The sequence below is a fragment of the Lysinibacillus sp. NPDC097287 genome (assembly GCF_044761695.1).
In the GTDB taxonomy this organism is placed as follows: Bacteria; Bacillota; Bacilli; order Bacillales_A; family Planococcaceae; genus Lysinibacillus.
Genome location: NZ_JBIWCX010000003.1, coordinates 1 through 11,895, shown reverse-complemented (window position 1 = coordinate 11,895; position 11,895 = coordinate 1). Strand labels below are relative to the sequence as shown.

16 protein-coding genes are annotated in these 11,895 nt (G+C 38.0%); 12 read left to right on the top strand and 4 right to left on the bottom strand.

The window, feature by feature from the left end; translation table 11 throughout:
- The first annotated feature begins 68 nt into the window (after positions 1 to 68).
- Together ACIQ2D_RS05580 and ACIQ2D_RS05575 are read left to right on the top strand one after the other, a co-directional pair.
- Positions 69 to 1,028, top strand: a complete 960-nt coding sequence (locus tag ACIQ2D_RS05580; RefSeq protein WP_402860683.1) for an NAD(P)H-dependent flavin oxidoreductase — start codon at positions 69 to 71, stop codon at positions 1,026 to 1,028.
- A gap of 21 nt (positions 1,029 to 1,049) precedes the next feature.
- Complete coding sequence (locus ACIQ2D_RS05575; RefSeq protein ID WP_402860680.1) at positions 1,050 to 1,337, top strand: UPF0223 family protein; 288 nt, start codon at positions 1,050 to 1,052, stop codon at positions 1,335 to 1,337.
- Positions 1,338 to 1,738: 401 nt separating this feature from the next.
- Here the strand turns inward: ACIQ2D_RS05575 and ACIQ2D_RS05570 are convergent, their stop codons facing one another.
- A complete protein-coding gene (locus tag ACIQ2D_RS05570) occupies positions 1,739 to 2,365 on the bottom strand; it encodes a YktB family protein (RefSeq protein ID WP_402860677.1) in 627 nt (208 codons plus the stop codon).
- A 124-nt stretch (positions 2,366 to 2,489) separates the two neighbouring features.
- Here ACIQ2D_RS05570 and ACIQ2D_RS05565 point away from each other — a divergent pair, with 124 nt between their 5' ends.
- On the top strand, positions 2,490 to 2,687 hold the full coding sequence (locus tag ACIQ2D_RS05565; RefSeq protein ID WP_402754179.1) for a hypothetical protein: 198 nt from the start codon (positions 2,490 to 2,492) through the stop codon (positions 2,685 to 2,687).
- A 142-nt stretch (positions 2,688 to 2,829) separates the two neighbouring features.
- On the top strand, positions 2,830 to 3,624 hold the full coding sequence (locus ACIQ2D_RS05560) for an inositol monophosphatase family protein (protein ID WP_402860674.1): 795 nt from the start codon (positions 2,830 to 2,832) through the stop codon (positions 3,622 to 3,624).
- Positions 3,625 to 3,675: 51 nt separating this feature from the next.
- Here the strand turns inward: ACIQ2D_RS05560 and ACIQ2D_RS05555 are convergent, their stop codons facing one another.
- Positions 3,676 to 3,861 carry a DUF5325 family protein gene (locus ACIQ2D_RS05555; protein WP_402860671.1) on the bottom strand — a complete coding sequence of 62 codons (186 nt, stop codon included), beginning with the start codon at positions 3,859 to 3,861 and terminating at the stop codon, positions 3,676 to 3,678.
- A 146-nt stretch (positions 3,862 to 4,007) separates the two neighbouring features.
- Between ACIQ2D_RS05555 and typA the strand changes: the two genes are divergently transcribed.
- The 5 genes from typA (at position 4,008) to ACIQ2D_RS05530 (ending at position 9,045) form a co-directional block, all read left to right on the top strand.
- Positions 4,008 to 5,852 carry a translational GTPase TypA gene (gene typA / locus ACIQ2D_RS05550; RefSeq protein WP_402860668.1) on the top strand — a complete coding sequence of 615 codons (1,845 nt, stop codon included), beginning with the start codon at positions 4,008 to 4,010 and terminating at the stop codon, positions 5,850 to 5,852.
- 51 nt (positions 5,853 to 5,903) lie between these two features.
- Positions 5,904 to 6,278 (top strand): YlaH-like family protein, encoded by a 375-nt coding sequence (locus tag ACIQ2D_RS05545; RefSeq protein WP_402861661.1) that lies wholly within the window; start codon positions 5,904 to 5,906, stop codon positions 6,276 to 6,278.
- Positions 6,279 to 6,498: 220 nt separating this feature from the next.
- Positions 6,499 to 7,491, top strand: coding sequence for an ABC transporter substrate-binding protein (locus ACIQ2D_RS05540; protein ID WP_402860665.1), 993 nt, complete (start codon positions 6,499 to 6,501; stop codon positions 7,489 to 7,491).
- A complete protein-coding gene (locus ACIQ2D_RS05535) occupies positions 7,491 to 8,258 on the top strand; it encodes an ABC transporter ATP-binding protein (protein WP_402860662.1) in 768 nt (255 codons plus the stop codon). Before ACIQ2D_RS05540 ends, ACIQ2D_RS05535 begins: the two co-directional genes overlap by 1 nt.
- Positions 8,251 to 9,045, top strand: coding sequence for an ABC transporter permease (locus ACIQ2D_RS05530; RefSeq protein ID WP_402860659.1), 795 nt, complete (start codon positions 8,251 to 8,253; stop codon positions 9,043 to 9,045). The genes ACIQ2D_RS05535 and ACIQ2D_RS05530 overlap by 8 nt, the downstream gene beginning before the upstream one ends.
- A gap of 55 nt (positions 9,046 to 9,100) precedes the next feature.
- Here the strand turns inward: ACIQ2D_RS05530 and ACIQ2D_RS05525 are convergent, their stop codons facing one another.
- Both ACIQ2D_RS05525 and ACIQ2D_RS05520 read right to left on the bottom strand, forming a co-directional pair.
- The gene (locus tag ACIQ2D_RS05525) at positions 9,101 to 9,304 is read right to left on the bottom strand and encodes a YlaI family protein (RefSeq protein ID WP_402860656.1); all 204 of its coding nucleotides are present in this window, start codon (positions 9,302 to 9,304) and stop codon (positions 9,101 to 9,103) included.
- 12 nt (positions 9,305 to 9,316) lie between these two features.
- Positions 9,317 to 9,817 (bottom strand): molybdopterin-binding protein, encoded by a 501-nt coding sequence (locus tag ACIQ2D_RS05520; protein WP_402860653.1) that lies wholly within the window; start codon positions 9,815 to 9,817, stop codon positions 9,317 to 9,319.
- 182 nt (positions 9,818 to 9,999) lie between these two features.
- Between ACIQ2D_RS05520 and ACIQ2D_RS05515 the strand changes: the two genes are divergently transcribed.
- The 3 genes from ACIQ2D_RS05515 to ACIQ2D_RS05505 form a co-directional block, all read left to right on the top strand.
- Positions 10,000 to 10,281, top strand: a complete 282-nt coding sequence (locus ACIQ2D_RS05515; protein ID WP_004224778.1) for an Fpa/YlaN family protein — start codon at positions 10,000 to 10,002, stop codon at positions 10,279 to 10,281.
- A 62-nt stretch (positions 10,282 to 10,343) separates the two neighbouring features.
- Positions 10,344 to 11,522, top strand: coding sequence for an FtsW/RodA/SpoVE family cell cycle protein (locus ACIQ2D_RS05510; RefSeq protein ID WP_402860650.1), 1,179 nt, complete (start codon positions 10,344 to 10,346; stop codon positions 11,520 to 11,522).
- 11 nt (positions 11,523 to 11,533) lie between these two features.
- The coding region (locus ACIQ2D_RS05505) for a biotin carboxylase N-terminal domain-containing protein (RefSeq protein ID WP_402860648.1) at positions 11,534 to 11,895 on the top strand (362 nt) is incomplete at its 3' end.

Below are 11,895 nucleotides of genomic sequence, written 5' to 3'. Positions count from 1 at the left end.
TAAAAAAATAATGAAGGATTTCCCTGCATCCTTCAAGAAGTAGTTAAGTGTAGAAAGGGGAGATTATTATGAACTGGCACACACGAGTGACGGAGTTATTAGGGGTCAAATATCCGATTATTCAAGGGGGACTAGCATATTTAGCCTATGCGGATTTAGCTGCCGCAGTGTCGAATGCGGGAGGACTTGGTCAAATTACAGCAATGAGCTTACGGGACGCAGATTTATTGCGCGCTGAAATTCGTAAGGTACGCACATTAACGGATAAGCCGTTTGGCGTCAATTTCGCGATTGGTTTGCATGGTACAGGCTATGAGGATATGGTACGCGTCGCAGTTGAGGAAGAAGTACCTGTTGTCACAATGACAGGTGGCAACCCAGCGCCAATTTTCGAGATTTTGGCAGGAACAAATATAAAAAAATTAGTCCTTGTTGCTGCACGTAGACAAGCACAGAAGGCAGAGGAACTTGGTGCAGATGCTGTGATGGTCGTAGGACAAGAAGGTGGAGGTCATTTGGGACGAGATGATGTTGGTACGATGGTCCTTGTGCCTCAAGTTGTCGACAGTGTGAAAATTCCAGTCATTGCCTCAGGCGGTATTGGAGATGGGCGTGGTTGGATGGCTGCGCATGCGCTTGGTGCAGAGGGCATTGAAATGGGTACACGTTTTATTGCGACAAAGGAGTGTATTAATGCCTCAGAGGCTTACAAAGAGGCGCTTCTTGCAAGTTCGGAAGCGGACACGACTGTGATTAAACGTTCAATAGGCGCACCCGCTCGTGCGATACGTAGTGAGTTTACTGAGAAAATTTTAGAAATTGAACGTACAACACCGACATATGAGGCATTAAAAGATTATATTAGCGGTGAGGCAAATAAGCGTTTTATATATGATGGTGAGAAAGATTCGGGTATTGGATGGGCAGGACAAGTAACTGGCATGATTCATGATATACCAACAGTGGATGAGCTAATGACACGAATGGTTGCAGAAGCGGAAAGTATCCGGGTAAAATGGGGTCAGTAATGTAAAGGTGGTTTTGTCCAAATGGAATATTCATATCCGTTTTCAATTGATTGGTCGACAGAAGAAATTGTTGACGTTATAAAGTTTTTTGAAGGAATCGAGCAAGCTTATGAAAAGGGGATTAAACGAGAAACGATGATGGCGAAATATCGTCGTTTTAAAGAAATTGTGCCCTCGCAAGCTGAAGAAAAAACAATCTTTCGTGAGTTTGAAGAAGCGAGTGGTTATGTAAGCTATCCTGTCATCAAACAAACAAAAGAAGCGCCAGATGGTACGACGATTAAAATTGCGCCAAAGCAGCGTCGTTAAAAAAATCAATGACTATCGGTGAATGAACGCCTAAATTAGGGATGTTTAATGAATATCTAATGTATATTCATCAATGGGGTAAGTATTATAAAATTATTTTTTGATTGAGAGGGAGTGCTGTTTTCAGCACTCCCTTTTTGTACCTGTCAAAAGATATGACAATTTCTAAAGGCTTTAATTTTCTGAAATAGGTGTTGATGACAGTTTTATGTTCATAGTATGAAAGAAAAGGAAGTTGCACCATCGAGTGACGTGCAACTTCCTAGGGCTAACTAAATATTATGTGAACTTCATTATTTGTAGAAACAGTAGCAAATAAAAAATTCAATATAATATTTTTTTTTCTATATTTGTTGGAATAATTAAGAGGTTAATTACTAAAACTACATAAATATACGCACTTAGTTATTTGTAATGGTGCTGTAAATAGGTAGCAGCGCATCGAATGTTTCCTCAATTAAATGATGTAAGTTATCGGCGGATAGGGTGATAGCTTGTTCACGTGGAATATGACGCCCGACTAAAAACTCACCTTTTTTCACGTCACGTAAGCGAACAAGTAATTGCTCGAGTTTTTCATCCTTTGCTTCACTTAGAGGAATCGCTAAAGGTGACATATGATCTCCAGAAACGATGAAATCATTTGGTAGCTCATTGAAAAGCGTTTTTTTCGCTAATAAACGTTCTGCAAACATATTTTTTTGAGGCGCTTCATAAATGATTGCTAAGACGATGAATAAATGTGTGCCCCATAGACCAATCTGAAAGTGTGGAAGTGCTTTATAGCCTCTTTTGTAAGGAGCAAAGGCAACCCAACTATCTTTAGGAGGGTTAACGGTACGGCGAGCATGTTTTGCTACATGAGGATAAAATTCTTCCCCTAATTTGCTGGAAAAGTAAGTGGAAAAATCTTCTCCAAGTATATTAAATTTTGGTCGTACTAAGGAAATCAGTGCATCCATTCGTTGTTCTAAACCATTTATTTGAAAAACATCGAAGTCCTGATTCGTCCATTGTGTTTTTTGCATTTTTGATAATTCCTTTCGATTTTCAGGTTTATTTTATTAAGTTTTTGGGGAAAAATCTTATAACAGCAACTTTATCGAGAACAATAAGGTTTTGTAAAAAAATAAATTAAAGGAAGTGATTTTTATGAAACAGATCGTAAAAATTATACGTAAAGTTGACATTGAAAAGCAATATAAACACATCTTACAATTAGAGATTGATTATGAATTAGCCTCCTTATTTTCTGCAATGAATGAGCAGAATGAGGGTGAAATTGAAAAAAGTAAAAAGCGACTAGCTGAAATTAGAGAAGAGCTTGAGGGTTTGCACGCTTATGCGTAAATGCAATTTTAAACCAATTTAAAAATCACTTGCTGAATATTCCGACAGCAGGTGATTTTTGTCGTTATAAAGGGTAAAATAGACAATATATCATAATGGTTCATGTAATTATGTAAAGGTTCTATTCGAAAGGTGGGTTTTTATGGATTTACAACTTATCGATCAATTTGCGAAAAATACTATTTTTGAAGCGGGTAGACGTATTCGAAATGCATTTACTTACGATTTAGTCGTAGAAACAAAATCAAACGCAAATGACTTAGTGACAAACATTGACCGTGAGACAGAATTATTCTTCATAGAAAAAATTAAATCATTTGATTTGACGCATAAAATAATTGGTGAAGAAGGCATGGGCGAAAAAGTCGATTCACTAGAAGGTGTTGTATGGATTATTGATCCGATTGACGGCACGATGAATTTTGTTAAGCAACATCGCCATTTTATGATCTCGATTGGTATTTTTATCGATGGTGTAGGGAAGCTTGGTTACATATTTGATGTTATGCGTGAAGATTTATTTTACGCTATTGAAGGTGTTGGTGCTTGGTATAATGACTCTCCTTTGCGCAAACTCCAACCAGTGAAAATTGAAGAAGCAGTGATTGGCATTAATGCAAGTTGGGTTGCACCAAATCGAAAAATTCATCACGAAAAAGTAATTGATTTAGTAAGAACTGCTCGAGGTACCCGCTCATATGGTTCAGCAGCGATGGAAATTGCATTTGTCGTGAGTGGTAAGTTAGATGCTTACGTTTCGATGCGATTATCACCTTGGGATATTGCGGGGGGAACGATTATTGCGAAGGAAGTAGGAGCTATTGCGACAAATCTTCGAGGAGAAGGTTTCGATTTCTTACATCAAGACACATTTATTATTGCAAACCCGTTTATTCATCAAGAACTTTTAGAAAAATATATTGTGCAATATGATTAAAAAAACGTACCTAGAGAAAGTTACATTTCTCTTAGGTACGTTTCTCGCTTTTTATAGAAGTCCTTGCTCGCGGAATTTGCGTTTCATTTTAAAAGCTGTCATGAAAACGACACATGTAGCAACAATACCTGCTAAGATGCCAAACCAACTACCTAAAGCAACAGAATAACCGATTGCACACATTGCTAAAACGGCAGCTAATGCATAAATGCCCATTACTAATTTCGCACGATTCATAGCTGTGCCTCCTAAAATTATTATGGATTATTTTCTCTGGAAAAATATATTTTTAGAATGATAGATATTCTAATAAGGACATTTTCATCCTTCATGTGCTATAATAACACAGTTAAACATTCGAAAAAAGAATATGGAGTGGAATAATGACAAACTTACGTCAAGATCTTCGCAATATCGCAATTATCGCCCACGTTGACCATGGTAAAACTACCTTAGTCGACCAATTATTAAAACAATCAGGTACATTCCGTTCAAACGAACGTGTTGAAGAACGTGCAATGGACTCTAACGATATTGAACGCGAACGCGGGATTACAATTTTAGCAAAAAACACAGCAGTAAATTATGAAGGAACTCGTATCAACATCCTTGATACGCCTGGACACGCTGACTTCGGTGGTGAGGTAGAACGTATTTTAAAAATGGTAGATGGCGTTGTACTAGTTGTCGATGCGTATGAGGGTTGTATGCCTCAAACTCGTTTTGTATTGAAAAAAGCGTTAGAACAACGTTTAACACCAATCGTTGTTGTTAACAAAGTAGACAAAGATTCAGCTCGTCCACTAGAAGTAGTAGATGAAGTACTTGAATTATTCATCGAGCTAGGTGCAGATGAAGACCAATTAGATTTCCCTGTTGTCTACGCTTCAGGTGTAAATGGTACAGCTTCTTTAGATGCTGATCCAGCTAAGCAAGAAGCAGATATGAAATGTCTATTTGAAAAAATCATTGAAGCTATTCCAGCTCCAGTTGATAACTCAGAAGACCCATTACAATTCCAAGTAGCTTTACTTGACTATAATGACTTCGTTGGACGTATCGGTATTGGTCGCGTTTTCCGCGGAACAATTTCTGTAGGTCAACAAGTATCTCTTATGAAGTTAGACGGTACAGTGAAAAACTTCCGTGTAACGAAAATCTTTGGTTTCTTCGGCTTAAAGCGTGAAGAAGTACAGACAGCAAAAGCTGGTGATTTAATCGCCGTTTCAGGTATGGAAGACATCAACGTTGGGGAAACAGTTTGCCCTGTTGAGCACCCAGATGCGCTTACGCCATTACGTATCGATGAGCCAACTCTACAAATGACGTTCTTAGTAAACAATTCTCCATTCGCTGGTCGTGAAGGGAAATGGGTTACTTCTCGTAAAGTAGAAGAGCGTTTACGTGCTCAATTACAAACGGACGTATCTTTACGTGTTGAAGATACAGATTCTCCAGATGCTTGGACAGTTTCAGGTCGTGGAGAGCTTCACTTATCGATCCTTATCGAAAACATGCGTCGTGAAGGCTTCGAAATACAAGTGTCTAAACCACAAGTAATCGTGCGTGAAATCGATGGCGTAAAATGTGAACCATTTGAACGCGTTCAAATTGATGTACCTGAAGAAAATGTTGGTTCAATTATTGAATCAATTGGTACACGTAAAGGTGAAATGCTTGATATGGTAAACAACGGCAGTGGACAAGTTCGTTTAACGTTCTTAGTACCTGCTCGTGGATTAATCGGTTATACAACTGAATTCATGTCAATGACAAAAGGTTTCGGTATCATCAACCATACGTTCGATTGCTACCAACCATTATTACCAGGTAAAATTGGTGGCCGTCACCAAGGTGTATTAGTTTCAATGGAAACTGGTAAAGCAACAACTTATGGTATGATGCAAATTGAAGACCGTGGTACTCTATTCTTAGAGCCAGGTACAGAAATTTACGAAGGTATGATCGTTGGTGAAAACACTCGTGACGCTGATATTACTGTAAACATCACAAAAATGAAACAAAAAACAAACATCCGTTCAGCAAATAAAGACCAAACGAATGTTATTAAAAAACCACGTATCCTTTCACTAGAAGAAGCGCTTGAATACTTAGGTGATGATGAGTACTTAGAAATCACACCAGAATCAATTCGTCTTCGTAAACAAATTCTAGATAAAAACGAACGTGAGAAAGCAGCGAAAAAATTACGTAACGCTGAAGTATAATTTTCCGCTGTCATGAAAGGAAGAGGAGTCTTGGATATGAAGTCCGCTTTAATGGGTGAACTGAATGTTATTCAAGTTGCTGCACCAGCAAATGCAGGAGAAACAGAATTTGTATTTAACCGTATGGCTGGGATTACTCGTTTTTTATATGAAAACCTGCCTAGCTATAACATGGCTGGATATGTTGTTTTCATCCTTGTATTTTTACTTTCCGCGCTTGTCTATAAATTAGGCTTTGCGAAGAAACTAAAAATGTCTCAAAATATCGTAATTTACGTTTTCCTATTTGTAGGATGTATTATGCTGACATTTTTAGCGTTATTCCTGCCTATGGTTGAAGGACTAATCGTAGCTGCGTTAATATTAATTTTATACAAAACGCGTTTATGGCGTGAGAAAAGAGAAGAGCAACGAGCTGCCAATTAGTGATAGTAGCTCGGCTCCTATGAAAGCAGTCCTAGCATGGTAATGTGCTAGGGCTGTTTTTATTTTTATTCAACTTGCCATCAATTTTGGTGATGAGTTGAATGAAAATAAAGTCACCGGAGGATAACATAGATTTTGCCTAAAAAGCTAGCACCGAAAATGCTCCTTGTGAATAAGTTAATGTCGATAGGCTATTTCATCAATCAAGGAGGAAAAAAGAATGCGTTGGCTTAAAAAGGGCATTTTGTTTAGTGTAGCAGCTTTGTTGCTTCTTTCAATGGCAGCATGTAATTCAGGAGAGCTTCAAAAAGTAAAAGTTGGAGAAGTAACGCGCTCGATTTTCTATGCGCCTCAATACGTAGCGCTTGAAAAAGGCTTCTTTGAAGATGAGGGACTTTCCGTGGATCTACAAACCATTGCCGGTGGAGATAAAACGATGACAGCATTACTAACGGACGGCATTGATATTGCTTTAGTTGGCTCAGAAACTTCTATTTATGTGACAGCTCAGGGTACTAGTGACCCCATTCAAAATTTTGCGCAACTGACACAGACTGACGGTACTTTTTTAGTGGCTCGTGAAAAAATGGAAAACTTCTCTTGGGAAGACTTAAAGGGTTCTGTTTTCCTTGGGCAACGAAAAGGTGGCATGCCACAAATGGCAGGAGAATTTGTTTTGAAGAAACATGATATTGATCCTTCAAAAGATTTAACAATGATTCAAAATATTGATTTTGCCAATATTTCTACGGCATTTGCGTCGGGTACAGGTGACTTTGTACAGTTATTTGAACCAACTGCGAGTGTGTTTGAAAATGAAGGAAAAGGCTTTATTGTTGCTTCATTCGGTACAGAATCAGGGCACTTACCGTATACATCGTATATGGCGAAAGACAGTTATTTAAAAGAACAAGACAAAACAGCCCAAAGTTTTACAAATGCTTTAAAAAGAGCGCAAGATTTTGTACAGGAAAAAAGTGCAGCTGAAGTAGCGAAAATTATCCAACCATATTTCGAAAATATTGATGTAGCGTTGATTGAAACGGTTGTAGAGCGTTATAAATCGCAGGGTTCTTATGCAACTGATCCTATTTTAGATAAAGAAGAGTGGGAAAACTTGCAAGCGGTTATGGAGGAAGCCGGTGAACTTCCGCAACGCGTAGAATATGAAGATCTAGTAAATACAACATTTGCTAAAAAGGCTGCGAAGTAATGGAATTCCTAAAGCTTGAGCATATTCACCATAGCTATTTCTCAAGCAAAGAAGCAAAAGAAGTCTTGTACGATATTAATTTATCTATTCGTGAAGGTGAGTTTGTATCGTTTATCGGTCCGAGTGGCTGCGGAAAAACAACATTACTATCTATTATTGCAGGGTTATTTCCTTCAACTGAAGGCAAAGTATTAATCGATGGGGAAGAAATAGATGAACAAAATAAATCACTTATCGGCTATATGCTGCAGCAAGATTATTTATTTCCTTGGAAAACGATTGAAGATAATGTCACCATCGGATTAAAATTAACGGATCGCAAAAATAAGACACATAAAGTAACGGCTAGTGCTCTTTTACAAGAAGTCGGTTTGCCACATGTAGGTAGCAATTATCCCAGGGAGTTGTCAGGAGGGATGCGCCAGCGGGTCGCTTTAGCGAGAACTTTAGCCGTCAATCCTAAAATATTATTGTTAGATGAACCGTTTTCTGCACTTGATTATCAATCTAAATTGAAACTTGAAGATTTAGTGGTAGAAACGTTAAAAACATACCGTAAAACGGCTGTCCTTGTGACGCATGATATTGGTGAAGCGATAGCAATGAGTGAACGGGTTTTCTTGTTTTCGGCAAATCCAGGTAAATTGCACAAAGTGTTTGATGTACCGAAAGAACTTCAAGAGCTATCACCTTTTGATGTAAGGCAACATCCATCGTATGGAGGAGTATTCCAAACGATTTGGAAGGAGCTTGAAAGCCTTGGATAAAACATTATTTGAGCAGTATCAGAAATCGTTAAAAAAAGAACGCCGCTTTGTGAGGCTCTATCAGTTAATAATATTGCTAGTGTTTTTTGGTGGTTGGGAGTTATTTTCAAGAAATGATTGGATTGATCGCTTAATATTTAGTTCTCCATCGCGCGTTTGGTTCACGTTTTTAGATAAAGTAAGTGATGGAACGTTACTGATGCACGTAAGTGTTACGTTAATGGAAACAGTTGTTGGCTTTATTGTCGGCACGTTACTAGGTACTTTGCTTGCAACATTATTATGGTGGTCGCCGATGTTGTCGAAAGTATTAGATCCATACTTAGTTATTTTAAATGCAATGCCTAAAGTTGCGCTCGGTCCAATTCTTATTGTCGCGTTGGGACCGGGGTATATTTCCATCATGGCGATGGGTGCGCTGATTTCAATTATTATTACAACTATTGTTGTGTATACCGCTTTTAAAGGGGTTGACCCGAATTATAGCAAGGTGATGCAAACATTTGGGGCGACGAGGTGGCAAATATTTAAAGAGGTAATTTTGCCAGCTTCTTTCCCAACTATTATTTCGACACTGAAAGTAAATGTTGGCCTAGCTTGGGTTGGTGTAATTGTTGGGGAATTTTTAGTTTCTTCAAAAGGGCTGGGGTATTTAATCATTTATGGCTTCCAAGTGTTTAACTTTAACCTCGTATTAATGTCGTTGTTAATCATCGCCGTCTTCGCAACCATTATGTATCAGGTTGTGGAATTAATTGAAAAGAAGCTTATTAAAAATAATGATTAAATAATCAAACAGGGTATCTCGTTAAGGAGACACCCTGTTTTTGATGTAAATAAAGTTAAAATTCTTTATCCATTTGTGGAGATGTACGGTAGAAGCGAAAGTTTCCTGTTTCGATTCTTGCGATGGTATTTTCTGCGATGCGCTCGTGACATGTGTCACACATATACGTATTAATCGGTCGATTTCGTAATTTTTTTGCTAACGGTAAATCGTCGTCTAACTGGCCAATTGTATCGCAGATGACACATTTTACACGCATGGTTTTTCCTCCCTATTCAGCACGAATGGCTAAGACATGTTTGATTGGATTGTCGATATTTGATCCGTCGCCGAATATTACATAAACGGGACCATCTTCTAAGAGCGGCTTACCATCTTGGCTATATTTTAAAATCAGCGTATTCGATTCTTCAATTGTAAAGGCATGTTCCTCGCCGTCTTTACATTCGATGACGATTTTTGTCGCTTCTGGTTTAATTTCAGCATTTTTCAAAAAATGACGTAATTCGATACCGAAAGTACCTGTTTCCATGCCTTTACGGTCGAATTTTCGTTCTGACTTTAACGTTGGAGGGAAAGTTGCACCTTCCATAATCTCACGTGACCAGTGTGCACCGACCTCACGCATATATTTTGTATCTGAATCTTCCTCATCTTCTTTTACGTTGAAGTGCGTATTTAAATCTAATTTACGGTCATCGAAAATCCATACTGTTGGATCTAATGTTAGTTGATATGTAACTGCGCCTTTAATTGGAATGATGATTTCCATGTTAGAAGTCCCCCTTAAATCTTGTATATCCATGAAATAGTATAACGCTAAGTACAGGAGATAATAAAGAAATATAATTCGAATTCTCTATTTTACAGTGTAGGCACTTGCAATTTTACCAACTAAAAGATAAACTTTATGAAGATAGAATCGAAGAAATATCAGATAATGGGGGCGTCCTCATGGATACGAAATCACAAACTTCTTTTCAAGAGAAGGCTTTGGAACTTTTAGTTGCTGATGCAGATAAAATTGCTCGCCTCATTCGAGTACAAATGGATCATTTGACAATGCCACAATGCCCTTTATATGAAGAAGTATTAGATACACAAATGTTCGGCCTTTCACGTGAAATTGACTTTGCTGTGAAGCTTGGACTTATTGAGCGCGAAAAAGGCAAAGAAATTCTCGATTCACTCGAGAAGGAACTTTCTGTACTACACGACGCGTATACAGACAAATAAAAAGAAAAAACTCAAAACGCTATGTGCGATTTGGGTTTTTTTACTAGAACGAGGTTTCCGCGATGAATAAATATTTGAAACGTTATGCACAAAATTTTGACTACCCATTATTTTTTACAGTGCTAATGCTAAGTTTAATTGGACTAGTAATGATTTATAGCTCCAGCATGATGGTGGCGATTGTTATAGAAGAGCAAGCACCGGACCACTTTTATGTAAGACAAGTGAAAAATTTAATAGTAGCGTTTTTGGCGTTTGCAGTAGCTGCCTTTTTCCCATATAAACATTATGCAAACAAAAATATTATGTTATTGCTTACAGTTGTATTAGTTGTGTTATTTACGTGGGTAAAAGTAAATGGTGTTGGTGCTGAGATAGGTTCACAAAGTTGGATTAAAGTACCTGGATTAGGTAGTTTTCAACCTTCTGAATATGCGAAACTATTTATTATTTTATATTTTGCTGCTGCTTTTTATCGCAAGGCACAAAAATATACATTTGAAAAACTACAGCCGACGGAAATATTTTATCCTATTTTTCTATGGATTTTGGTCGTTGCTGGAGTAGCTTTTGAAACTGATTTAGGTGCGGTTATTATTTTATGCGGAATTGCGGTTTCAGTTGTGGCTGCAAGTGGTATACCATTTAAGACATTTTGGAAATTCTTTGGTGTATTAGGTGCGTTTGGTGGTGTTATTCTAGGCATTCTATTTACATTAAAAGGTGATATATTAACAGATAGTCGTGTGGGACGAATTAAATCCTATATTAATCCGTTCGATTATGAAGATGGATCTGGCCATCAGGTGGTCAATGGTTACTATGCTATTGGCGGAGGCGGTCTAGAGGGTAGAGGTTTAGGTCAGTCCATACAAAAATTAGGTTATTTGCCAGAGCCACATACCGATTTCATTATGGCGATTATTATGGAGGAACTCGGTATCTGGGGTGTTCTCATAGTCCTTGGTGGTTTAGGCTTTATAGTATATAAAGGTTTATCTATCGCACTACGTACAAAAGATCCATTAGCACGCATGATTGCGGCTGGTATTGCTAGCTGGATAGGCTTCCAATCATTTATTAATCTTGGCGGTGTAACTGGGTTAATCCCGTTAACCGGTGTCACGCTTCCTTTCATTAGTTATGGCGGGACATCTATAATAATGCTATCTTTAGCTATGGGGATATTAGTAAATATTTCCATGTTTGAAAAGGTAGAAAGAAAAAAATCAATTTCATAAGGAGGATTCCAATGAGTCCAATCAACAAGATTCTTGTAGCTAATAGAGGAGAAATTGCAATTCGTATTTTCCGTGCATGTACGGAGCTTAAGATCAACACTGTCGCTATTTATTCCCGTGAGGACAGTGCTGCTTTCCATCGTTTTAAAGCAGATGAAGCCTATTTAGTAGGTGCTGGCAAGAAGCCAATTGATGCCTATTTAGACATCGAGGGCATCATTGCGATTGCAAAAGATGCTAATGTTGATGCGATTCATCCTGGATATGGTTTTTTATCTGAAAATGTTGATTTTGCACGCCGTTGTGAAGAAGAAGGTATTACATTTATCGGCCCAACTTCTAAGCATCTAGATATGTTTGGTGATAAAGTGAA

Excerpts from the sequence above, each read along its gene's own strand:
- ACIQ2D_RS05580 (WP_402860683.1), top strand. The coding sequence starts at position 69 with ATGAACTGGCACACACGAGTGACGGAGTTATTAGGGGTCAAATATCCG.
- ACIQ2D_RS05575 (WP_402860680.1), top strand. The coding sequence starts at position 1,050 with ATGGAATATTCATATCCGTTTTCAATTGATTGGTCGACAGAAGAAATT.
- ACIQ2D_RS05570 (WP_402860677.1), bottom strand. The coding sequence starts at position 2,365 with ATGCAAAAAACACAATGGACGAATCAGGACTTCGATGTTTTTCAAATA.
- ACIQ2D_RS05565 (WP_402754179.1), top strand. The coding sequence starts at position 2,490 with ATGAAACAGATCGTAAAAATTATACGTAAAGTTGACATTGAAAAGCAA.
- ACIQ2D_RS05560 (WP_402860674.1), top strand. The coding sequence starts at position 2,830 with ATGGATTTACAACTTATCGATCAATTTGCGAAAAATACTATTTTTGAA.
- ACIQ2D_RS05555 (WP_402860671.1), bottom strand. The coding sequence starts at position 3,861 with ATGAATCGTGCGAAATTAGTAATGGGCATTTATGCATTAGCTGCCGTT.
- typA (WP_402860668.1), top strand. The coding sequence starts at position 4,008 with ATGACAAACTTACGTCAAGATCTTCGCAATATCGCAATTATCGCCCAC.
- ACIQ2D_RS05545 (WP_402861661.1), top strand. The coding sequence starts at position 5,904 with ATGGGTGAACTGAATGTTATTCAAGTTGCTGCACCAGCAAATGCAGGA.
- ACIQ2D_RS05540 (WP_402860665.1), top strand. The coding sequence starts at position 6,499 with ATGCGTTGGCTTAAAAAGGGCATTTTGTTTAGTGTAGCAGCTTTGTTG.
- ACIQ2D_RS05535 (WP_402860662.1), top strand. The coding sequence starts at position 7,491 with ATGGAATTCCTAAAGCTTGAGCATATTCACCATAGCTATTTCTCAAGC.
- ACIQ2D_RS05525 (WP_402860656.1), bottom strand. The coding sequence starts at position 9,304 with ATGCGTGTAAAATGTGTCATCTGCGATACAATTGGCCAGTTAGACGAC.
- ACIQ2D_RS05520 (WP_402860653.1), bottom strand. The coding sequence starts at position 9,817 with ATGGAAATCATCATTCCAATTAAAGGCGCAGTTACATATCAACTAACA.
- ACIQ2D_RS05515 (WP_004224778.1), top strand. The coding sequence starts at position 10,000 with ATGGATACGAAATCACAAACTTCTTTTCAAGAGAAGGCTTTGGAACTT.
- ACIQ2D_RS05510 (WP_402860650.1), top strand. The coding sequence starts at position 10,344 with ATGAATAAATATTTGAAACGTTATGCACAAAATTTTGACTACCCATTA.